The sequence below is a fragment of the Larkinella knui genome, from assembly GCF_003858645.1.
Classification (GTDB): domain Bacteria; phylum Bacteroidota; class Bacteroidia; order Cytophagales; family Spirosomataceae; genus Larkinella; species Larkinella knui.
This window is the reverse complement of sequence record NZ_RQJP01000002.1, coordinates 487,018-509,136: the sequence shown is the minus strand read 5'-3', so window position 1 is coordinate 509,136 and position 22,119 is coordinate 487,018. Positions and strand designations below refer to the sequence as shown.

The 22,119-nt window shown below is 50.4% G+C and carries 20 protein-coding genes; 12 read left to right on the top strand and 8 right to left on the bottom strand.

All coding sequences use genetic code 11. The features are described from left to right. Positions 1–35: 35 nt before the first annotated feature. The 6 genes from EHT87_RS11030 to EHT87_RS11005 all read right to left on the bottom strand — a co-directional run bounded on the left by EHT87_RS11030 (position 36) and on the right by EHT87_RS11005 (position 9,784). Entirely contained in the window at positions 36–770 is a 735-nt protein-coding gene (locus tag EHT87_RS11030) for a DUF72 domain-containing protein (protein WP_229320991.1), read from the bottom strand. A 134-nt stretch (positions 771–904) separates the two neighbouring features. Continuing rightward, positions 905–3,325, bottom strand: a complete 2,421-nt coding sequence (locus EHT87_RS11025) for an alpha-glucuronidase family glycosyl hydrolase (protein WP_124906679.1) — start codon at positions 3,323–3,325, stop codon at positions 905–907. 43 nt (positions 3,326–3,368) lie between these two features. Further along, positions 3,369–4,205 carry an HpcH/HpaI aldolase family protein gene (locus tag EHT87_RS11020; RefSeq protein WP_124906678.1) on the bottom strand — a complete coding sequence of 279 codons (837 nt, stop codon included), beginning with the start codon at positions 4,203–4,205 and terminating at the stop codon, positions 3,369–3,371. Positions 4,206–4,322: 117 nt separating this feature from the next. Further along, positions 4,323–5,996, bottom strand: coding sequence for a SusD/RagB family nutrient-binding outer membrane lipoprotein (locus EHT87_RS11015; protein WP_124906677.1), 1,674 nt, complete (start codon positions 5,994–5,996; stop codon positions 4,323–4,325). Positions 5,997–6,008: 12 nt separating this feature from the next. After that, positions 6,009–9,323 (bottom strand): SusC/RagA family TonB-linked outer membrane protein, encoded by a 3,315-nt coding sequence (locus EHT87_RS11010; protein ID WP_124906676.1) that lies wholly within the window; start codon positions 9,321–9,323, stop codon positions 6,009–6,011. Positions 9,324–9,403: 80 nt separating this feature from the next. Further along, on the bottom strand, positions 9,404–9,784 hold the full coding sequence (locus EHT87_RS11005; protein WP_124906675.1) for an RNA polymerase sigma factor: 381 nt from the start codon (positions 9,782–9,784) through the stop codon (positions 9,404–9,406). A 459-nt stretch (positions 9,785–10,243) separates the two neighbouring features. Here EHT87_RS11005 and EHT87_RS11000 point away from each other — a divergent pair, with 459 nt between their 5' ends. The 7 genes from EHT87_RS11000 to EHT87_RS10970 all read left to right on the top strand — a co-directional run bounded on the left by EHT87_RS11000 (position 10,244) and on the right by EHT87_RS10970 (position 16,232). Then, a complete protein-coding gene (locus EHT87_RS11000; protein WP_124906674.1) occupies positions 10,244–10,957 on the top strand; it encodes a hypothetical protein in 714 nt (237 codons plus the stop codon). 21 nt (positions 10,958–10,978) lie between these two features. Next, entirely contained in the window at positions 10,979–11,620 is a 642-nt protein-coding gene (locus tag EHT87_RS10995; protein ID WP_124906673.1) for a hypothetical protein, read from the top strand. Then, positions 11,584–12,417 (top strand): sensor histidine kinase, encoded by an 834-nt coding sequence (locus EHT87_RS10990; protein ID WP_124906672.1) that lies wholly within the window; start codon positions 11,584–11,586, stop codon positions 12,415–12,417. Before EHT87_RS10995 ends, EHT87_RS10990 begins: the two co-directional genes overlap by 37 nt. A gap of 72 nt (positions 12,418–12,489) precedes the next feature. Continuing rightward, entirely contained in the window at positions 12,490–13,137 is a 648-nt protein-coding gene (locus EHT87_RS10985; RefSeq protein ID WP_124906671.1) for a response regulator transcription factor, read from the top strand. 127 nt (positions 13,138–13,264) lie between these two features. Further along, complete coding sequence (metF, locus tag EHT87_RS10980) at positions 13,265–14,224, top strand: methylenetetrahydrofolate reductase [NAD(P)H] (RefSeq protein WP_124906670.1); 960 nt, start codon at positions 13,265–13,267, stop codon at positions 14,222–14,224. Between the two features lie 33 nt (positions 14,225–14,257). Beyond that, entirely contained in the window at positions 14,258–15,772 is a 1,515-nt protein-coding gene (locus EHT87_RS10975; protein WP_124906669.1) for a glycoside hydrolase family 32 protein, read from the top strand. A 28-nt stretch (positions 15,773–15,800) separates the two neighbouring features. Next, positions 15,801–16,232 carry a nuclear transport factor 2 family protein gene (locus EHT87_RS10970; protein WP_124906668.1) on the top strand — a complete coding sequence of 144 codons (432 nt, stop codon included), beginning with the start codon at positions 15,801–15,803 and terminating at the stop codon, positions 16,230–16,232. Between the two features lie 20 nt (positions 16,233–16,252). Here the strand turns inward: EHT87_RS10970 and EHT87_RS10965 are convergent, their stop codons facing one another. Both EHT87_RS10965 and EHT87_RS10960 read right to left on the bottom strand, forming a co-directional pair. After that, positions 16,253–16,831: an acyl-CoA thioesterase gene (locus EHT87_RS10965; RefSeq protein ID WP_124906667.1), complete on the bottom strand. Its 579-nt coding sequence runs from the start codon at positions 16,829–16,831 to the stop codon at positions 16,253–16,255. A gap of 157 nt (positions 16,832–16,988) precedes the next feature. Next, on the bottom strand, positions 16,989–17,315 hold the full coding sequence (locus EHT87_RS10960; protein ID WP_124879477.1) for a HesB/IscA family protein: 327 nt from the start codon (positions 17,313–17,315) through the stop codon (positions 16,989–16,991). 173 nt (positions 17,316–17,488) lie between these two features. Between EHT87_RS10960 and mce the strand changes: the two genes are divergently transcribed. The 5 genes from mce to EHT87_RS10935 all read left to right on the top strand — a co-directional run bounded on the left by mce (position 17,489) and on the right by EHT87_RS10935 (position 22,071). After that, on the top strand, positions 17,489–17,896 hold the full coding sequence (mce, locus tag EHT87_RS10955) for a methylmalonyl-CoA epimerase (RefSeq protein WP_124906666.1): 408 nt from the start codon (positions 17,489–17,491) through the stop codon (positions 17,894–17,896). A gap of 76 nt (positions 17,897–17,972) precedes the next feature. Next, positions 17,973–19,124 (top strand): AAA family ATPase, encoded by a 1,152-nt coding sequence (locus EHT87_RS10950; protein ID WP_310587537.1) that lies wholly within the window; start codon positions 17,973–17,975, stop codon positions 19,122–19,124. Next, on the top strand, positions 19,117–19,749 hold the full coding sequence (locus tag EHT87_RS10945) for a DUF4276 family protein (RefSeq protein WP_124906664.1): 633 nt from the start codon (positions 19,117–19,119) through the stop codon (positions 19,747–19,749). Before EHT87_RS10950 ends, EHT87_RS10945 begins: the two co-directional genes overlap by 8 nt. Then, positions 19,746–21,122: a cystathionine beta-synthase gene (locus tag EHT87_RS10940; protein WP_124906663.1), complete on the top strand. Its 1,377-nt coding sequence runs from the start codon at positions 19,746–19,748 to the stop codon at positions 21,120–21,122. The genes EHT87_RS10945 and EHT87_RS10940 overlap by 4 nt, the downstream gene beginning before the upstream one ends. A gap of 31 nt (positions 21,123–21,153) precedes the next feature. Then, positions 21,154–22,071 carry a sugar phosphate isomerase/epimerase family protein gene (locus tag EHT87_RS10935; protein WP_124906662.1) on the top strand — a complete coding sequence of 306 codons (918 nt, stop codon included), beginning with the start codon at positions 21,154–21,156 and terminating at the stop codon, positions 22,069–22,071. Positions 22,072–22,119: the final 48 nt, after the last annotated feature.

The following is a 22,119-nucleotide window of genomic DNA, read 5'->3' as shown; positions in this document are numbered from 1 at the left end:
CCGGGGCGGTTTATACGGAAACCCCGGCGATGGTTTCACCCTTCGATTTCGGCTGCATCTGTTGGGTGGCCAAGGATTTTCTGGAAAAGCAGGGCGTCTTCCAACATGTGCACATTGTTGAAAAAAACGTAGGCATTCCGGCTTTCGGGCAGGAGTTCCATCAACTCCCTCAATTCCTGTTCTTCGTACTGATACCGCCAGCCCCGGCGTCCGTGGAGTCGAAAATAAGCCTGTTCCGGGGTAACGGTGCTGGTCACGAACGGATCAACGACGTGCCACAAATTCAGGTCGGTACAAAGCCCTTCCACCACCTCCCGGTCCCACGCACCACGCGGCTCCCAGCCCAGGTTGAGTTGCCGGCGATCGATTTGGGAAAAGAAGCGTTCCAGATTCGCGATGTTCTCCCGCGTCGGCCGGAAACTGGCCGGGCACTGAAACAGCACGGTTTTCGCTTCCAGCGCTTTCGCACAAGCCAGCGTAACCTGCCAGGCTTCCTCCACCACCTCCGTAGCCTTGAAAGAACCGGCCTGCTGCCGTTCTGCTTCGGAAAGTTCCTTTTTCAGTCGCTTATACGTAGGGCTTCGGGCTTCGTGGGTAATCAACTGCCAGGCTTTGAGGGTAAACTCAAATTCGGCGGGCACTTGCCTGCGCCAGTTTTCCAGCGTAGCCAGCCGGGGCGGCTGATAAAAGGTCTGTTGCACTTCTACGCAGGAAAGACGCTGGGCGTATTCGGTTTTCGGGCGACCAAAGCCGCAGGTTCCAATTTGCACCGGATTCACCATCACGTCAGAGAGAACAGGGATCGATAGAAAATAACACCGTTCCTATAACGGATTTACTCGTTTCCTGTTCATTTATTCGTTTTTGCCATTTCTCCAACGCCAGCCTTCCTGTAAACAGCTTCTTATTTTCTGATCAGCCAGATTTCCGTGACCTGGGCACCCCGTTCGCCTTCATCACACGACCAGACAAAGGTTATTTTTCCATCGGCCGAAGCGGTTTTCGGAACATCGAATTCGTAAATCGGTTGCTTGCCCGTCAGAATATAATCGTGGACCAGCTGGCCATCATCCGTTTGCAATTTCACGCGTGAATGAAACCGCCCGGTATAGGCAATCCGAATGCGGTAGGAAGCGGTTTGATCCAGATCGGTATACGCAATTTTTAACGGTTGATCGTACAGGGTTTTTGCCTGTTTCATCCAGGCTTTTGGCGTCACCTGCCCCTTAAAACCGGTAGCTTTCAGCTCGCCCACCCATTGTTCGCCCACCAGGCCGACGCCGAAGCTCGTTCTGGGCGAGCGCAAACTGCCGGGATCCTGCTCCCAGGGCAGACCCGGAACCACGCGATACCAGCTTTCCGGAGCGCCAAAATGATCGTAAAAGCCGCCCGGCCCCGGGTCGGTTCGGTGTAACAGGGCGTCGATCTGCTTCAGTCGTTCCGGCTCGCTGCCCAGCTTTTCGATCTGCGAAAACTGGTTCAGCAGCCACGGAGCATCATTGAGCGGAAGGGCGATGTTGTCGATAAAATTACCCCGACCTGCCATCGCGCCGTGCTTTTTGATGGTAAGCTGAGCGCCAATGCTTTTGTAGAGTGAATCCGCCAGGGCAAAACATTTTTGCCGGTATTCGGGAAGAATCGGTTCGGCCCAGGCTTTTTCCAGCAGGTGGGTTGCCTGTTTCATAGCCGCTAGAGAACCCTCCGTTTGGGCCCGCCCCAGCAGATCCCGGGCTTTTTCCTCCAGTTCGGTTTCGTACAACAGCCGCCGTTGCGTGTAGGCATCGAAATAGGCCCGGATCAGGCCCATTTGAAAACGGGCATTTTGCAAAACCGGCAAAGGAACGGTTTTTTCCAGTTGTTGCCATTGCAGCAGTGTTCGGGCCACCTGGCCGTTGCTCAGGATCGGCCCGCGCCAGTTCTGCTCCAGCGCCACCAGATTCTGCGCAAAGGACTCGCCATACGCGCTACCGATAAAAAGCCGGGCATAGTCACGCAGGGTTTCAATAACGGGGGTTTCGGGGTTCCAGTCCTGATCGCTCCACACGAACTTATTCACATCGTCATTCGTGCCTTCCGAATAACTGATGCTCCCTACCGCATACTCATCCAGCGCATTGTGAATTTTTTTTTCGTCATGCGGCCGGGGGTTGATAGGCTCACGACCCAGCGCCATGGCATACGCCAGATCCCAGTGTGGTACGGGGTATTGCGAACTGTAGGTATGGGTAATGTCCGGGTAATGCCGGATGGGAATGGACGGTTTGATGCGTTTCCGGATTTCGGCCACCGGCATTTTGATCCACGGGCCGAAAACCACCCCGCCAAACCACGGATAGTCCCGGTTGACGTAGCTATAAAACACGTCGTACCATTCTTTGGTTGGTTTAAAAACCTGGGGCGAAACCCATATTTTCGCTTTGGGATGGTGCTCGTGCAGCACTATCGCCATTTTTTCGAGCCACGCAAACAACACATCGGGTTCCAGATCGCCGGGATCGCCGGCGGGAACGAACACATTATCCAGCCGGGAAACAGCCGCAAATACCTCGTGCCGTTCCTTGATTTCCCTGGCAATGGAGTCGGGATGCGTGTAGTTCTTGCCCAAATTCGGATACCACATCCAGACATCCAGACCGTACTCGTTGCAAATGCGCGCCTGTTCGGCAATCATCTGGATGGCGGGCAATTTCATGTGCGGACTGGTAAAATCGTCGTCGGTCCGGGGCGGCATAATTTCGATGCTGTTGGCCCCAAACAGGGCCAGATCGCGAATGTACTGGTCGAACTGCGCCACCGTAAAAGCATCATACGCGTTGGTTTTGGGTCGATAGCCCAGCTGATGACCCCGCACCGGATACGCCGGGCTGGTGGCGATTGAAAGACCCGCTGGCACCGCGATCATTCCCGGCTGCATTTCCAGCTTGCGCAGGAACCGGCCAATTCCGTATAAAATCCCCCGCGCATCGTTCCCCGCCACCACAACCGTGTTCGAATTATCCACCGTCAGGAGCTTAAATCCCTCGCTTTTAAGCGCCGGCATTCGGTTAAGCTCTTGCCGCAAAGCGGTTGGTAAGGCCGACAGGTCCGAATCAAGGGTGAGGTAAATAACCGGCGTTTTAGCCGTTGCTTTCCTGGTGACTACCCACTTGATACCGCTTCTTTTTTGAACTTCCTGCTGCAAAATCTCCAGACTTCGGCGGAGTATTTTTTTATCGGTGACCGAACAAACCACCTGTGCCCGGGAGAGATCGATCGACTGACCGAAGCTTTCCGTAGTTATCAGACGTAGAAAGGCAATAAGAAAAAAAATACTGTTTTTTGGCATGATTGGCAAGATTGACCGCTCCGTTTTCAACGACGGTAAAGGGTTAAATAACCGGAGCTTCATACGCTGCTGCGGGAACCGCCTGTTCGCCAACGGCTTCTTTGATGAGGGTAATATCATGCGTAAGTCGCTGGGTGAACAGGGCAATATCGGAACTATGAATGACCAGATTCACACCCTCTTTCACCCACTTCAGCTGGCGTTCCGGTTCGAGCGAAAAGTGGATTCCCACCGCCAGACCTTTTTGCCGGGACGTGCGAATAATCTGCCGGACGGCTTCTTCAAAATCCGGATGATCGTATTGTTCGGGCAATCCCATGCTAACGGACAAATCGTGGGGGCCAATAAAAACCGCATCCAGACCGGGAACCGATAATAGCTCGTCCAGGCGTTCCAGCGCGGGCATGCTTTCAATGTTGGCAATGCAGATGTTTTTTGAATTGAATTGCTCGATGTATGTTTTTAGCTCCGCGGGCATTTCGTCCTGTCCCGTCAAATAGTTCAGCAGCCGTTCGCCTTTCAAGGGGCGGAATTTGGTAGCCCCCACCAGTTCATAAATCTGTTCCAGGGTTTCAATGTACGGCACAATGACGCCAAGGGCACCGCCGTCGATCACCTGGCAAACCAGATAGGGGTCCGGTTTTGGAATGCGAACAATCGGCGTAATGTTCAGGGCCCGAAAGATCTGCGAGAGCCGCGCCAGTTCGGCCCGATCCAGCGGAATGTGCTCGGTGTCTAAAAAAACGAAATCCAGACCCGCCCGCGCCAGGGCGTTCGGCCACATCGGCGAGGAGGATGTCAGGCAGGTGCCGTATACATTTTGTCCGTTTTGCAGTTTTTGTTTAAGGGTCAGGGGTGTTGATTGATCAGATAAAGGCATACGAAATCAGGCTATATTTTTCAGGTTGTATTTACACGGTTTTCGGACGCACACTCATTCAAAAAAACCGGGCAGTCGGCGTCCGCATCCCGACTGCCCGGTTTCAAAACCAGAAACCTACCAGGGTTTTGATGTTCCCTGCACCAGCCACATTTTGGCATAGTGGTGATCCTTGCTCTGGCCGGCAGGAATAAAATTAGTGCTGGCCAGTCTGCTTACGGCCTCATTGTAATTCGCGATGTATTTGGGATCCAGATTGGGCGTCGGATACATGTACCGGATGGGCAGAGCCGCGCCGAACTGGGCCACCGGACCGGTTTTGAGGGCGGGATAGCCCGTCCGTCTCCAGTCGAACCAGGATTGGATGCTGAACCAGGAGGAGATCCATTTCTGCTCCAGAATCCGCTCCTGTTTGTTGCCCGCGCTGGCGTAGCTCACCCCTGGTTGCGCATAATACGTTTCGAAGTTGAAGCCGGTGGCGGTTAGCGCCCCTTCTTTGTCCATGGAAGCCTGGACCGCTTTTTTGTAATGGCCTTCCGCGTCAGTAGCCCCGAATCCACCCAACAAGGCGGCTTCCGCCAGAATAAACTCAACCTCGGGGTAGTTCATGAAATTCATCGCCACGTACGGGTCGGTATTTTTACGGTAACGGTCATGAATGAACGAAATGTAGGGATTCTGTTCGTTGGGATAGACCGACACATCATTTCCTTTGTTGTAGACGATGCCCTGCGTAATGGGAAGCCCGACCGGCAAACCTACGTAAAGGTTCGTGTCGGCACTGGAGGCCACGCTCGGTACATAGACCACGGAATACGTTTCGCCAAACAGGTTCGTAACCGTTTTGGTGGTGGCCTGGGTCACGTTGGCATCCCATTTTCGGCGCACCGGATTGGCCCACCGCTGCAACCTCGGATCTTTCAGCTGAAGCAACTTGTCGACGAGTGGTTTGGCCGGTTTGGTCAGCCAGTTGAACGTGGCCGATGCCAGCGGGCCACCGGGTTGGGCGTTATCGGAGTTGGTACCCAGAAAAGCCAGGGTTGCGTCGTCGGCCTTGCTGGTGAAGGCACCGGCGGCTGCTTCCTTGAACTCGGTTTCAAGATTGATCCCCAATGCGGCCATTTCCGCCTTTTTATCCGCCAGGCGAAGGGCGTAACGCAGCCGCAACGAATTGGCAAACTTTTTCCATTTGGCCGCATCGCCCTTGTACATCACATCGGACGTGGCGCTCACCACATCCTTGGCCGTCAGATTTTGCATCAACTCGTTCGCCTTTTTCAAGTCGGTCAGAATACCCTTGTAGACATCGGCCTGGCTATCATATTTTGGAAAAAATGACCCGGTACTGGCCTTCAGGGCTTCGCTGTAAGGGATGTCGCCATAGAGGTCGGTCAGCAACCCGAAAAGCATGGATTTCATGGTCAGCGCAATTCCCTGGAACAGTTTGTTGTCATCCCGCACGCCATTGTCATAAATGATCTGTACGTTCCGCAGGATATCGTAGTAGCTTGCCCAGTTTTCCTGCCCCCAGGCATATTGGTTCGTCTCGGCGGCCCCTTCGTTCGTACCTGCCTGCATGTACTGCATGGCCGCAGCGATTTTGGAACTGTTCTTGCCCAGCCCGAAGACTAGCTTTCCGCTATTGACCAGCGAATAGGTGAGGACGTAGTTGGAAGATACATTTTCCGGACTGTTGGGATTCTTGTTGATATCGGTTAGTTCCTGACAGGCGGATAGCCACAGAACCATCATGGCAAGCAGGGGAATTCTCAATGCTTTTATCGTTTTCATCTTCACTTCCAATTAAAAGTCGACATTCAATTTCATACCGAACGAACCCGTGAAAGGCAGTACGTTGTAATACTCCACTCCTTGCGTCCATCCCACACCGTTTGGCCGGAAAGCCCGTTCGGGATCGAGCCCCTTGATTCCGGCCCGGGTCCACATGAAGATGTTGCTGGCCACGAAGCCGACCGAGGCATTCTGCAAATGCAGCCGATTGACGAAGGGTTTAGGCAGGCGGTAGGTGATCGAAACTTCCCGCACTTTCACGTAGGTAGCACTGTACATGTTCTTTTCGGCAAACGGACGGTTGGCGTAGCGGAAGGCGCTGAAGGGGTCCAGCCATTTGCTGCCGGGGCCGCCCAGGTTTTCCGTATAAACCGTATTGCCGTTCGCATCTTTTGTGGCCAGAACGCCGGGGTTCAGACTGGCATCCTGCACCCTGCGGCTGGCTTCCACACTGCCTTCGGGCCAGGCAAAACCGTGGTATTCGGCATTGCGGCCGCCTACCCAGCTACCCAGGTATTTGTCCGGATTGGCTTTAATCTGATCGACCAGGCTTTTGCTCGGATCGTAGCTTTCTCCGGTCAGGGTTTTTTCCAGCTGGCCATTGTTGCCCAGGAACATCATCGTGTTGGAGTAGAAAGACCCGCCAAGACGCCAGTCGACATTGGCGAACAACGTTATATTTTTGTACGTGATGGAGGGTTGAACGCCCATCAGGAATTTGTGGTTAAAGTTCCCGATCTTTTTCAGGTTGTTCACATCGTTGTCGGTCTGGTAAAGTCCGCCATTGGTTACGATCGGATAGCCATAGTACGGCGAATTGGTGTCTTTCACCCGCAGGATCGGTGCGGCATAGATATCACCCATCTGATCCCCCTCGTACGTCCGTACTTCCGCTCCGGAGTAGGACGCAAAAGAGAAATACTTGATCCCGTCTGCCAGTCGGGTAATATACGTGCGGTTCCGGGTCAGGGTAATGTTCATGTCCCAGGTAAAGTTCTGGCGTTTGATGGGCGTCGTATACAGGGCCAGTTCAAAGCCTCGGCTTTCCACCAGTCCGGCGTTGATCTGCTTGGTGTTCGCACCGGATTCAATCGGAGTTACGATGGAGAGTACCTGGTTTTTGTTTCCGCGTTGGTAGAAGGTCGCATCCAGTCCCAGGCGGTTGTTCAGAAACTTCAGGTCAACACCAATCTCGCTCGACGTGGCGATTTCAGGCTTCAGGTTCGGGTTGGTGAGCGTTCCACCCATATACATGCTTTTGGCCGCGCCCCAATCGAGGGCGGTCTGGTAAATATTGCTGTAGGCGTAGGGCGCTACGTCATTACCCACCTGCGCATAGCCCGCCCGGATTTTGGCCAAACTGACCCAACGCGGCATGGTGATCATTTCCGACGCAATCACGCTGAGCGAAGCGGACGGATAGAAATAAGAATTGTTTCCTTTCGGCAGGGTGCTGGTCCAGTCATTCCGCGCGGTGAGATCGAGGAAAACCATGTCTCTGAACCCAATGGAGGCTGAGCCATATACGCCGTAAAGTTTCTTGCGGTTCAGCAGGCTGTTGTAAGAAACCGCACCGGGAGCGCCATTGGAAATGTTGTAAACGCCGGGCACAACCAGGGCAGTCGCCGAAGTCGCCAGGCTCCGTCCGTATTGCTCCAGCCGGTTGAATCCGGCCAGGGCGTTCAGGCTCCAGTCTTTGCCAAAGCTATGCTTGTAGGTCAAGATCAGGTCCAGGTTGGTTTCCTTGTTGTAGTTGTTTGAAACCTGATAGGCCCCATTCAGAGCCTCGAAGTTGTTGTAGGCTTTTTTAGCTTCCAGAATCTCTTCATAGGAGTCGCGCGAATACCGGCCGGTGATCGCGAACGCCTTCGAGATGTCGTAGTCGAGTTGGATCTTGCTCACAATCCGGTCGCGTTTAAAGCCGGTGGGATTCTCGTACGCCAGGTAGAACGGGTTATTTTGCTTATCCTTATACTTCCGCTGCGCAATGCCTTCCTGACCGGGCAGCCAGTAGTCGCGCAGGTCGTTGATGTTTACCTGAGCACCGGTTTCGTAGACACTCCGTACCACGTCATTGCGGCTTTGGTCGATGATCGGCCGGTTGTTGGAACCCGATTCGGTGATGTTCATATTCACCGAAGCCCGCAGCCTGTCGGTCAGGTTGTAGGTGGTGTTCAGCGCGATCGTAAGGCGGGACAGATCCGTGTTCGGGATGATGCCGGTATTCTTCATGTTCCCGAGCGAAAGCCTGAAACTTCCTTTGTCGTAGTTCCCGTTAACCGACACGTTATTGGTATTGGTGATTCCGGTTTTGAAAAAATCCTTGAATCGGTTGGGATAAGAAACCAGGGGTACTTTTTGTCCATTGCTGTTCCACAAGGCCCATTGCTCCCCTTTGTCGAGGGCAGCTCCCCAGCTTTCATTTTCCGGCTCCTCCAGGATGTGGGCCCCCGTCTTGCCGGATCCGAATTTGTTTTGAACCGCTACATATTGCAGCGGAACGTCAGCCACAACCGAGGTGTTCAGCGACACACCAATTCCCTTTTTACCACCCGCGCCGGATTTTGTGGTGATCAGGACGACCCCGTTACCAGCCCTTGACCCATAGAGGGCTGCGGCACTGGGACCTTTCAGGATGGATATATTGGCAATGTCGTTCGGGTTGATATCGGAAATGGGGTTTCCCATGTCGGCCCCGCCAAAACCATTGGAAAGTTTGTTGGCGACCGGTACACCGTCGATGACAAACAGCGGCTGGTTGTCGCCATTCAGGGAGTTGGCCCCGCGGATGATCATGCTCACCGAAGACCCGACGCCCCCGCTCATCTGCGAAATCTGTACCCCGGCTACCTTGCCGGCCATGGCATTCAGCACGTTAGTCTGGGGCGTTTCGGTGAGGGCTTTGCTTTCGATATTGCCGACAGAATAGCCCAGCGACCGTTTTTCCCGCTTGATGCCCAGTGCCGTTACGACCGCTTCCTGCAGGGTGGCAACCGTCTCGACCAGCCGGACATCGCTGATTTTTTTGTTGGCAACGGAAACTTCCTGGGGGGCAAAACCAATGTAGGAGAAAACCAGAATGGGTTCCGCGCCACTGACGTCGACGGAGTAATTTCCGTCTGCATTGGTGGTGGTTCCGACCTGGGTTCCCTTTAATACGACATTGACACCCGGTATCGGCGTGTTATCGGTGGCCGAAGTAACTTTGCCGCTGACTAATTGCCGGACAGGTCCCTGTGCCCAGGCTGGTAGCATACCCGGGCCCAACAATACCGCTAAAAGCAGGGTATAGGTAGCGAGTAACCTACTGGTAGATTTTGTTTTCATAGAAAGATTGAACGAGGGTTAGGAATTGTTAAGTTGAAAAAGTACGGCAGGTTTAGTTTGCCCGTTGCGTCAGAAAGCGTTCACCGTTTTCTGATCAGGGTGTTCATGAGCGAATGGATAAATTGCCCGCGGATTTTCCGTTGGTTCGAGTTTGTTTTCTCGTTTTGAAGGGCTTGTTGCTGAATGAGTTGGCAGGTATTGGTGGCTTTCAGATACGTAAAAACCGTGTTCCGCAGGCAGATGAATAAATGCTTTTCAAAATCCTGATCCGGGTTTAAACCGGACTCGGTATCGTGGATTTCGCTAAAAACAGCGCGCACCATTCTTTCCGCTTCGGCTTTATCTTTAATCAACGACTCGCAAAATTTAAGACAAGCCGACCGATAATACCGGTAAGCCTCCTCACGGGTCTTTTGATCACTCCGGATCATTTCATAAAACATTGGCGCATTGGAATCCATGGGTTAAAAGCGATGATTATCCGATGTGATAGTAAATAGTGCGTATTAAGATTTATGATAACAATTGCGATTTTTATAATTATATCGCAATATTATAATAATATTTTGTTGTTTTTATATACATTTATAGCCATTCGATGTACGATTTTATCACAATGGGAAATTTGGGAATTGTCTGGCCCTGGGTGGAGAATCAAGCCTGCTGGTCACCGGTAAAAAATGGATCGGAAAACAAACCGGCCAATATTGAGGAGGTTATCCGGCGGATAGGCGACCGGGAAATTTCCCGTATTTTGCAGGAAATTTCTCATAAAATAGCCCTGATACAGTGGATAACTTATTGATACTAAAATGATTGCTTTCTTTTACGGGAACCATTAAAAATAATTCTGAATTTTAATTAACGGGTAATTGATCAACTTTATGGACGATTAGTGTCAACCATAAACGTGTATCAGTATGCCAGCGATCATTCCTAATTATCTTGATCCCCAAAAAGTATTTCCCGATGAACCCGGTACGGGGCCAATATCTGGAAAAATGTTTTATGAATGGATTGAGGAGTTTGCAAGAAGAAGGCGGGAGTGGACAACGATTCCGGATGTAAATTTGAGTAAAGACAGGCTCAAGTATTTTTTTAATGCCGTTACATTTTATACCATTCTGAAAGCGGAACGCCTGAGCCGAATCGTTCTCTTTTTTAGTTGTAAGCCGAAAACGGAACAGCATGAAGAACTGACGATTTATGCGTGTGGTGTAGATACCAGTTGTCAGATTATTACAGATATATACAAAGGAAGACCCAGTGTTTCGGGTGATCCGGATATGCTCGACGACACAATCGGGTTTGATGAGTTGAAAAAGGGACAGATCAACTGGATTAGTAGAAATTTATGTACCGGTGCTGCCGGTTTTATCGATCCCTACAATGAATTCAATGGGTATGCCCATTCGCCTGATTATTTAAAAAAGACCTTTTTTGAAATGGATAAACCGGATCCGGCCTATAAAAAAGCGGCTGTGTATTTGGGTGTCGATACCCGCGAAGAGCCCCGGAATACCGTTGTATTTATTGGCGTTTTCAAAGATGACCGGGAAGATCTTCCGCCCAAAACGCTCATTCTGCTCGATCCTGTTGACAATGGTGCCCAGTGTTGCCCGATTCCTGGCTGAATTATCCTGTAGCTTGCCGCTATGCTTGAAGTCTATCTTACTTTTTTGTTGATCAGTCTGATCGTTGCCATCAACCAGCGAAGGTTTCTAACCGAAAATTTTCGCTGGTTGATGTGGTCGCTGTACGTAACGTGTGTTGTGGAAGGAATCGGCTATTATCATTTAAAAATGGTAAAGAATTCAAATTTTATTTATCATTTTTACCAGCCGATCGAATATATGTTAGTCGCTTTATTCTTCCTGAATACAATCAATAGCGTTTCGGTTAAAAAATGGATCGGTAGATCGATCCCCGGATTCTTGCTGGTTTGTGTACTCAATACGCTATTTTTTCAAAAACTAAATTCGCCTAATTCAACTAGCTTTATGGTCGAATCGGCCCTGTTAATTCTTTGGTCCGGTATTTACTTCTTTGAGCTATTTAAAGGAAATACGGAAGAGAAAATATGGGCCATCCCTGAGTTTTGGATCAGTACCGGTGTCCTTTTCTTTTATGCAGGTACCTTTTTTTTAATGGGGTTATTAAACTACTTGTATAAAGTAGATATGGGCCTGGCTAAAAAATTATACGTTATCAACCATATCTTAAATATATTGCTTTATAGCCTCTATACCGTTGGATTTATATGCAAAGCCCGGCAGATGAAGTCGTCATTGTTATAATAGCGGGTACAATTCTGATGTTATTACTGGCAACGTTTGTCGCGACCTTTTTCTTTCTCTATCAAAAACGAAATTTTCGCTACCAGCAGGAACTGAGCCTGACCAAAGAATCCTACGAACGTGGACTGCTTCAGTCACAACTCGAAATTCAAAACCACACGCTTCAGCAGATTGGGCAGGAACTGCACGACCACATCGGACAGATGCTCTCGCTGACCCTGATTCAGCTGAGTGTTCTTGAGGAAGACCTCGCGGGAAGTGTTCATGCGCCCACCGTGCAGCAAACGTTTGAAACCGTTGAGCGTACCATGCAGGATGTCCGCCGACTATCCAAAACGCTCGATGGCGGCACGGTTGAGCGGTATGGGTTACGGGAAAGCCTAGCGCTGGAAATGGAGCGAATTCAGCGTACCGGCCGGTTTCAAACCCAGTTTCAATTCATTGGATCGCCGTATTCGCTGGACGAAAATACCGAAACCATCCTGTTTCGCATGGTTCAGGAAGCACTCAATAATGCCATGAAACACTCCGGGGGACATCAGTTAACGGTCAGCGCCGATTATGGCCTCGACCGGTTTAGTCTGGTTGTTACCGACGACGGTTGCGGGTTCGATCTCGGCGAAGCAACCGAGCGCGGCCCCGACCGGTCAGGATCCGGTTTATGGAACCTAAAACAGCGCGCTCGGTTGCTGGGTGGCGAATGTGTTCTCATCAGCCAGCCGGGCTGGGGAACGCGAATTGAAATCCGATTACCGAACAAGCGGGGAGAAGCGGCTGTAAGTAAAATTACCATCTGAAAATAGGTAAATAGTATTTGCAAAGCGATTAGATTTGGTTTAATTTGAGGCCGCTGACCAATCTCTATCTCTGTGAAAACTTCTATCGTTATTGTTGACGATCACCGCCTTATGGCGCAGGGCCTGGCTGATCTTATTCTGAGGTTCGAAACTTATGAAGTGCATTATGTTGCGGAGAATGGACGTGATTTAATCCGGTATCTCAATCGGGGTAACCCGCCTGATATTGTATTACTGGACGTCAGTATGCCTGAGATGGATGGTTACGAAACGGCGGCCTATCTGAAAGAACACTATCCGGCTATTAAGATGCTGGCGTTGTCGATGATGGATCGCGAAGAAAACATTGTCCGGATGGTTCGGAATGGCGTAAAAGGCTATCTTCTCAAAGGTTGCCGTCCCGCCGAACTCCGACAGGCTCTTGAAGACATCAGTACCAAAGGTTATCATTATTCCGACTTCATGACCGGCGGACTCATCCGAAGTCTGAATCCCGCCGAAAACAGCACACCGGCGTCTTATTTTAAATTGAACGATCGCGAACTCAAATTCCTGAAACTGGCGTGTAGCGAGCTCACGTACGTAGAAATCGCCGATAAAATGTGCGTGAGTGCCCGAACCGTCGATGGGTATCGGGAAGCCATCTTTCAGAAAATGCAGGTAAAAAGCCGGGTCTGTATGGCCCTTGAAGCCGTTCGCTGGGGTTTGGTTCCGCTATAAGCCGGTTATCTCCGATTTTTCCCGTACTTTTGCACCAACGTAAGGCTGGGTGGTAACTACAGGCTTACCGGGTTTATTTTCGGCACCGGGTGACTGGTGTCGTTCTCAATGTTCCAAAAAACACCACATGGCTAAAGTTTCTGATCACATCCGGAAGGCGAACGGAAAAACGATCTTTTCAATTGAAGTTATTCCCCCGATCAAAGGCGACAATCTCAAAAATCTGTTAGATAATATCGAACCGCTCATGGAGTTTAAGCCTCCATTTATCGACGTTACTTACCACCGTGAGGAGTATATTGAACGACTCGAACCCGACGGAACGATTAAAAAAATCATTACCCGAAAACGACCCGGAACCGTAGGGATCTGCTCGGCGATCATGCACAAATTTGGCGTCGATCCGGTGCCGCACGTGCTCTGTGGCGGTTTTACCAGGGATGAAACCGAAGACTTTCTGATCGATTTGCATTACCTGGGCATCGATAATGTACTGGTTTTGCGGGGCGATCCGGCCAAGCCGTTCGATACGTTCAAACCCAAAACGAACGGGTATGCCTACGCCAGTGAACTGGTTGAGCAGGTGGCCAACATGAACCGGGGCGTTTATTTGCACGAAGGATCACACGCGATGACGCCCAGCGACTTCTGCATCGGTGTGGCGGCTTATCCCGAGAAACATTTTGAAGCGGTCGATCATGAAACGGATTTCACCTACCTGAAACTGAAAATCGATAAGGGCGCCGATTACATCGTGACGCAGATGTTTTTCGATAACCAGAAATATTTCGATTTCGTCAAACGCTGCCGGGAAGCCGGGATTACCGTGCCGATCATTCCGGGACTGAAACCGCTCAGTACCCGCAAACAATTACAGGTGTTACCACGCTTGTTTCACCTCGAAATGCCGGACGATTTCATAAAAGCCGTCGAAGCGTGCGAGAATGACGGGCAGGCGCGGCAGGTCGGCATCGAATGGTGCGTGCAACAAGGCCGGGAACTGGTCAAAGCCGGTGTGCCGGGGCTCCATTTTTATACCATGGGGAAATCGGATAATATCGTTAAAGTTGCCCAGGAAATCTTTTGACAAGATGGCCTACTAAACCCGCCCTACTCAGCGATGAAGCCTTCATTCCCGACTCTGTTTTTTAGTATGGTTATCACTGCCCTGTCCGGGTTTGCCCAAGATACGGCTTATAATCAGCCCTTTCGTCCGCAATACCATTTTTCGCCCCGCATCAACTGGACGAACGATCCGAACGGGCTGGTTTACCACGACGGAGAATACCACCTTTTTTACCAGTACAATCCGAAAGGCATTCGCTGGGGCCACATGACCTGGGGCCACGCCGTGAGTCCGGATCTGTTTCACTGGAACGAATTGCCGCCCGCCCTTGCCGAAGATGACAAAGGCATGATTTTTTCGGGAAGCTGTGTGGTCGATGCGAAAAACACGAGCGGTTTTGGCAAAAACGGCCAGATTCCGATGGTCGCCGTGTATACCAACCACCGCGAAACCAATCAGAGCCAGTACATTGCCTACAGCCTCGACAAAGGCCGGACCTGGACGAAATACGAAGGCAATCCGGTGATTGACCTGAACCAAAAGGACTTCCGAGATCCGAATGTATTCTGGCATGAACCGTCCAAACGCTGGATCATGACGGTGGTGTTGCCAACCGAGAAAAAAGCACTTTTCTACCGTTCTACGAACCTGAAGCAGTGGGAGAAAACCGGTGAGTTTGCGTCGGCGGATACGCCGGGGAACATCTGGGAATGCCCGGCTTTGCTGGAAATACCGGTGGTGGGCTCCAAAAGCAAAAAGTGGCTGCTGTTGATTTCCATCGGAGCCGGTACGCCCGCCGGTGGTTCCGGTATGCAGTATTACATCGGCGACTTCGACGGCAAAAGTTTTCGCAGCGATTTCAGGCAGGGCGACGTCCGGTTTGTCGATTACGGCAAAGACTATTATGCCGCTATCACCTACAACAACACACCGCGCAAACTGAGCCTCGGCTGGCTGAACAACTGGCAATACGCCAACGACATTCCGACCAATCCGTTTCGGGGAGCCATGACGTTGCCGCGTGAACTGAAAATTGTTCGCGGTAAAAATGGGTATGAACTCCGGCAGGAAGTGGCGAAAGAAATCCGTCCGCTGACGTCGGATAGCTTTCAGTGGCGGGGCATGGATACGAAAGAATTAAACCGCAGCATCGACTCCAACCGCATCCAGGGCGACGTGTATGTGCTGACGCTGGAAGCGGAGTTGACCGGCGGAACGGCCGGCGATATGGGCGTGAAGCTGCGGAAAGGCGCGGGCGAAGAAACCGTTATTGGCTACAATACCGCCCGGCAGGAAGTGTACGTGGACCGTACGCGTTCGGGACAAACCGGTTTCAAGAAAGAATTCAGCGGCCGGTTTACGGCTCCACTGAAGCGCGAAGACAGCCCGAACGGCCGGATCAAAATGCAGATCTTTGTGGATCGGTCGTCGGTCGAAGTGTTCGTCAACGACGGACAACGGACGTTAACGAATCTGATTTTTCCTAAACCCGACAGCCGGGGCTTCGAGTTTTTTGGCGACGGTTTCCGGGCCGTTACCATTCGGAATGTCGAATCCGTCTGGCCGTAATTGCTTCAAAACCAAACCCTTCTTCCTCATGAAATCGATCCTTCTTTTTTGCTGCTTACTAACCACGTCCTTCGTTTACGCCCAATCGTCCGCCGATGAGAAAGCCGTGTTAGACGTTGAAAAACAGCGGTTTGATGCGCAGGTTACCAAAAACTATGCGGTTCTGGAAAAAGTACTGGCCGATGACCTGATCTATAATCATTCCAACGGCAATCAGGACACCAAGCAGTCGTACATCCAGTCGATCAAAGACGGTAAGCAAAGCTACGACGCCATCGAGGCCCAGGAGCAGAAAGTCCGTTTGTATGGCAACACGGCGGTGGTGAACGGGATTTGTCAGGTCAAGGCGACCAACAACGGCCAGAGCATCAATACCCGACTGCGTTACATGGATGTGTATGTCAGGAAAGGCGCACAGTGGCAACTGGTTGCCTGGCAATCGCTCCGCCTGGCGAATTAAGGCTTATGGTGACAGTTAGTTTAATCATTAAAATCATTGCTGTCACTGTTGTCATAGCCAACTATACACCGTTCTTTTTTCAGAATGTCCAGCCCGCCGTCTTCGACGCGTATTCGTGATTTTTCGTTGTCGAATTCTTCCTTGTAGGTTTCTTTGAGTTCTTTCCGTTTCATCGCTTCCATAAACCGCCGGGTATCGTCCGGGGTTTCGAGCAGGAGCGGAGGTACTTCGGTTGGCTTGTGATCGTCGTCGGTAGCCACCATCGTGAAGTACGAAGTATTGGTATGTTTGACGGTTCCCGTTCGGACGTTTTCGGCAATCACTTTGATCCCAATCACCATCGACGTCCGGCCGACGTAATTGACCGATGCCATCAGCGAAACCAGTTCGCCCACTTCAACGGCTTGCCGGAAGTTGACGCCTTCCACCGAAACCGTCACGCAGTAGGCTCCGGAATGTTTGGAAGCGCAGGCGAAAGCCACTTTATCCATCAAGGACAGCAGAATACCGCCGTGAATTTTACCGCCGAAATTGGCATAGGAAGGAATCATCAGCTCAGTGAGCGTGGTACGGGAGGCAGCGACGGATTTGGGTGGCATGAAACTCGAATTACGGTGAAAAGGTCATAAAGACGCCCCAATTTCTACAAAGGAAAGGGAATCGTCTTTAAAATCAGTAAAAGTAAAATAATGGTCCAAAAAAAGGCACCGCGTGGAAGCCGACGGTGCCTTTAAACAATTCTAATCAAGAAAATTTTTAAACGGAGAAACTCTCTCCACAACCGCAGGTCCGGCTGGCGTTGGGGTTTTTGAACTGGAACCCTTTGCCATTGAGGCCGTCGGAAAAATCCAGTTCGGTGCCCGCCAGGTAGAGCAGGCTCTTGCGGTCGACGTATATTTTGATGCCTTTGTCTTCAACGATGTGGTCGTTGGGTTGCTGAGCCGTATCGAATTGCAGATCGTACATCAGACCGGAGCAACCCCCGCCCTGTACCGCGACGCGGATGGCATAGTTGTCGTTGAGGCCATCTTTCTGGCGGAGTTCGACAATTTTATCTTTGGCTTTATCAGTTACCGAAACCATAATAATCCGTAGTATTTAAACGCTAAGGTAAAAACCGTGTACGGAAAAGAAAAGTTTCTCATCATTTCTCTGATAACCTCTGATACACTCTGATTAACTCTGTGGAATAACTTTTAACTTGGGGCGAATTGTTACACAGGGTTTATCAGAGTGCATCAGAGGTTATCAGAGAGATGTTGACGAATGTAGAGCATATCGGGATTGCGGTGAAGAGCCTGGCGGCTTCCAATGACTTGTTTACGAAGCTCTTGGGCGGCAAACCGTACAAAGCCGAAGCCGTGGAATCGGAGGGCGTGACCACCTCGTTTTTCAAAATCAACCAGACCAAAATCGAACTCCTGGAAGCCACCCGCCCCGACAGCCCGATTGCGAAGTTTCTGGAAAAAAAGGGCGAAGGCATCCACCACCTCGCCTTTGAGGTGTCGGATATCTACGCCGAAATCGAGCGCCTGAAGACCGAGGGATTCACCCCACTGAACGAAACCCCCAGGCGGGGTGCCGACAACAAGCTGGTTTGCTTCCTGCACCCGAAAGAAACGAACGGCGTTTTGGTGGAGTTGTGTCAGGAAGTGAAGGAGTGAGTGAAAAAAGTGAATACTAGCCCATGACTTTAGTCGTGGGTATAAATGAAAAATCAACTCGTTAAATACAAACCGTTTGAACGGTTTAGCTCATACGATTATGCTAAAGCGCGTTTCCATCCAGAATTTCAAAAGCCTGAAAGACGTTACCCTCGATCTTCAGAAAGTCAATCTGTTGATTGGCCCCAATAACTCGGGGAAGACGAATTTTTTGAAGGCGTTAAAATTTTTTGACATCGCTTTCTGGACGGCATTAAGTGGAAAAGACTATATCGAATATCATAAGTCGGTAGCTTACAAAAGAGGAGATTTGCCAACAAGTTTCTTTATAGATGCAGAAGATTTGGATAATAACGATATTAGAGAATATGTATTTGTAATTGATAGTGAGCAAGGGCTTGTGACTAGATACTGGGATACGAAAAAAGAATGGTCTGGTCGTCGTAGTTTACCCATTAGTAAAGTTGATTTTAATAGAGATACATTAATAAGCTCATATTTGAGATTAGTCAAGATATATCGACCAAATCCTTCAAAACTAACCGAACCTTACCCTTTATTAGCAAATAGTGATTCTGTTGAAGAAGATTGCTCTAATATAGTTTCATACCTTGATACATTACAGGGTAAGTATACAGATGAAAACTTTGAAGATATTAGAAGGGATTTGACTTATTGTATTAATGAGTTTTCAAGTATTAGGTTTGACACAGTTGATGTTCCCGAGGATAATGATTTGCGTAAATTATACAGAGATAAAACATTTAAAAAATTAGGACTTTATAATAAACTTCAGCGTTTAATTTATTGGTCTGATGAACTTTCAGAAGGTACATTATATTTTCTTGCCCTGCTTTGCATTATTCATCAGCCCAATCCGCCCAAACTCCTCCTTCTCGAAGAACCGGAACGCGGTATTCATCCACGCCGGATTTGGGAAGTAATGAAGTTTATTTTTCAATTGGCCGAAGAAAAGGACATTCAAATTATTTTGACTTCGCATAATGAGCATGTCGTTAATGCTTTCTCCTCCATGCCGGAAGCGGTTTTTGTGTTTGATAAAGATGAGGAGGGTGCTACTGAAGTAAGAAATTTGCAGAAAGACATTATTGAACCGTCGCATAAAAAAAGTGAAGAATTTGGTTTAGATAAAATCGATTTCACTGAGGATTTAGGAGAGAATTGGCTTTACGGTTTACTGGGCGGAGTACCCACTGATAATGACTAAACTTATTTACACCTTAGTGGGCGAAGGATTTGCTGAATATGCTTTTATTCCGGCGTATCTGAAACGGATGGCTGAAAACCGCCCTGTGCAATTTGTTAGAAGTAATATTCGGATTGCAATTTCTGCAAATCCAAGTTCATCCAAAGTCATCGAGAAAGCTCCGCAATTGTGCGAACAAGCCCTCGTTAGCGAAAGTCATGAGCCTTTTATTATCGGTATCGATCTGGATAAAGCCGATTTTCCGCCAGAGCTTATACACCACACAAAACGCATGAATGAACTTGTGTCGAAATTGGGTAAACTATATAAGACATTTGAGAAGAAAATAGTCTTGTATATTCCAATTCAGGCATTTGATCATTGGCTGTACTACCAATTTTATAAAGTGAATTCAAAGGAGATAAAGCCAGCGGCAAACAGTCTGGAAGCGAAACATCAGGAAGAAGTTAAATCCAGGCTTTACGGTAAAAAAGTGGCTGATCGGCTCACGATGGAAAAGATTGCCAAAACCGTCGCCGAAAAAGCCGATTTCGATGAACTCGCGAAACAATCCCGCTCGTTCAATCATTTTCACCAACAAATCGTTACTTTTCTGGCGTCGTACAACAACACCACAACACCATGAAATACTACAATTCCATCATAGATACCATCGGCGACACGCCCCTGGTGAAGCTGAATAAAGTGACCAAAGGCATCCGGGGGACGGTTTTGGCAAAAGTCGAGTATTTTAACCCCGGCAACTCGGTGAAAGACCGCATCGCCGTCCGCATGATCGAGGATGCCGAGAAAGCCGGAACCATCCAGCCGGGCGGGACCATCATCGAAGGCACGAGCGGCAATACCGGTTTCGGGCTGGCGCTGGCGGCCATTGCGAAGGGCTACAAGTGCATTTTCACGATGGCCGATAAACAGTCGAAGGAGAAAATCGACATCCTGCGGGCGGTGGGCGCCGATGTGGTCGTTTGCCCGACCAACGTCGAACCCGACGATCCGCGCTCGTATTACTCCGTAGCCAAACGCCTGAACCGCGAAATTCCGAATTCGATTTACCCCAACCAATACGACAATCTTTCGAATACCGCAGCCCATTACGACACCACCGGCCCCGAAATCTGGCGCGATACCGAAGGTAAAATCACGCACTTTGCCGCGGGCGTTGGAACGGGCGGGACCATTTGCGGAACGGCGAAATTCCTGAAAGAACAGAACCCAAACGTCGTGACGGTCGGCATCGATACCTACGGCTCGGTGTTCAAAAAATACAAGGAAACCGGTATTTTCGACCAGCGTGAGGTCTATCCGTACCTGACGGAAGGCATCGGCGAAGACATTCTGCCGCAGAACGTCGATTTCAGCCTGATCGATCATTTTGTGAAAGTAACCGACAAAGATGCGGCCATTATGGCCCGGCGACTCTCGCGGGAGGAAGGGCTTTTTGTGGGCTGGTCGACGGGTTCGGCGGTGCACGGGGCGCTGGAATGGGCGCGCGAACACCTGACCGACGACGATGTGCTGATCATTCTCCTGCCCGACCACGGCACGCGGTACCTCGGCAAAATCTACAACGATACCTGGATGAAGGACCACGGCTTTCTGGAATCGCGGGAGTTTTCGACGGCCCGCGACATTGTTCGCAGCAAAAACGGGAAGGGAACGCTGACCACCGTCGACTGGGACCTGAAAGTGGGCGACGCGATCCGGCTGCTCAACCAGCACAGCATCTCGCAGATTCCGGTGACCGAAGCCAACGGCGAAATTGTCGGTAGCCTGACCGATTCGACCATCCTGAGCAAACTCATTGAAGACCCCGCCGTGAAAGATCTCACGGTTGGCGAGGTGATGGATAAACCGTTCAAGTTCGTCGCGCTCGACAATACCGTCGATGTGCTGTCGTCGCTCATCGACCGCGACAACAAGGCGTTGCTGGTGCGGGACGAAAACCAGCAGGTGCACATCATTACGCAGGCGGATTTGCTGGCAGCGATTACCAATTAGGAGTTAGGAGTTAAGAATTAAAACCTCTGCTATGGAAAAACCGCAATCGAGTCGTCGGAATTTTCTGAAAACCGCCGTTGCTGGCGTGCCGCTTCTGGTTGGTGAAACGCCTTCGGTGACGCCTTTGATCGCGGACAAACCGGAGCGGGTTCGGCTCAGTTGCAATCTCTACTCGTTCAACGAACCGCTGACGAGCGGGCAAATGACGCTGGAACAGGTGCTGGAATTCTGTGCCGATCTGGGTTTCGATGCGGTCGATCCGACGGCCTATTACTTCCCCGGTTATCCGGCTTTACCAGACGATACCTACCTCTACCAGATCAAGCGAAAAGCGTTTCGGCTGGGCCTCGACATCAGCGGCACCGGCGTGCGGAATGACTTCACGTTGCCTGACTCCACGCGCCGGAAAGCGGAAATTGAGCTGGTCAAAAAATGGGTTGGTTTTGCCGCCCGGTTTGGGGCACCGGTATTGCGGGTTTTCTCCGGAACGGGCAAGGAACTCAAAGCCGGGTATAATCGCGAGGAGGTCACGACCTGGGTGGTCGATGCGATTCGGGAATGCGCCGAGTTTGCCGCCGGCCAGGGCGTCATGATCGTCCTGCAAAATCACGCGGATTTTATTCAAACGGCCGATCAGCTTCTGGACATTATCAAACGGGTAAATTCGGACTGGCTGGCTGTTAATCTGGATATTGGCAGCTTTAAAATTGGCGATCCGTACGCGCAGATCGCGCGCGCGGCTCCCTACGCGGCTACGTGGCAAATCAAGGAAAATCTGTTTGTCAATGGCCAGGAAGTTGGGACGGATTTGCCCAAAATCATGCAGATTGTGCGCCAGTCCGGCTACCGGGGCTACCTCCCCATCGAAACACTCGGCAAGGGCGATCCCCGCACGAAAGTCCCCGTCTTTTACGAAAAAGTAAAAAAAGCCCTCAAAAGTTATGAATGATGAATGTACGCGCAGCCAATTCATCATCCATCATTCATAACTCCTAAC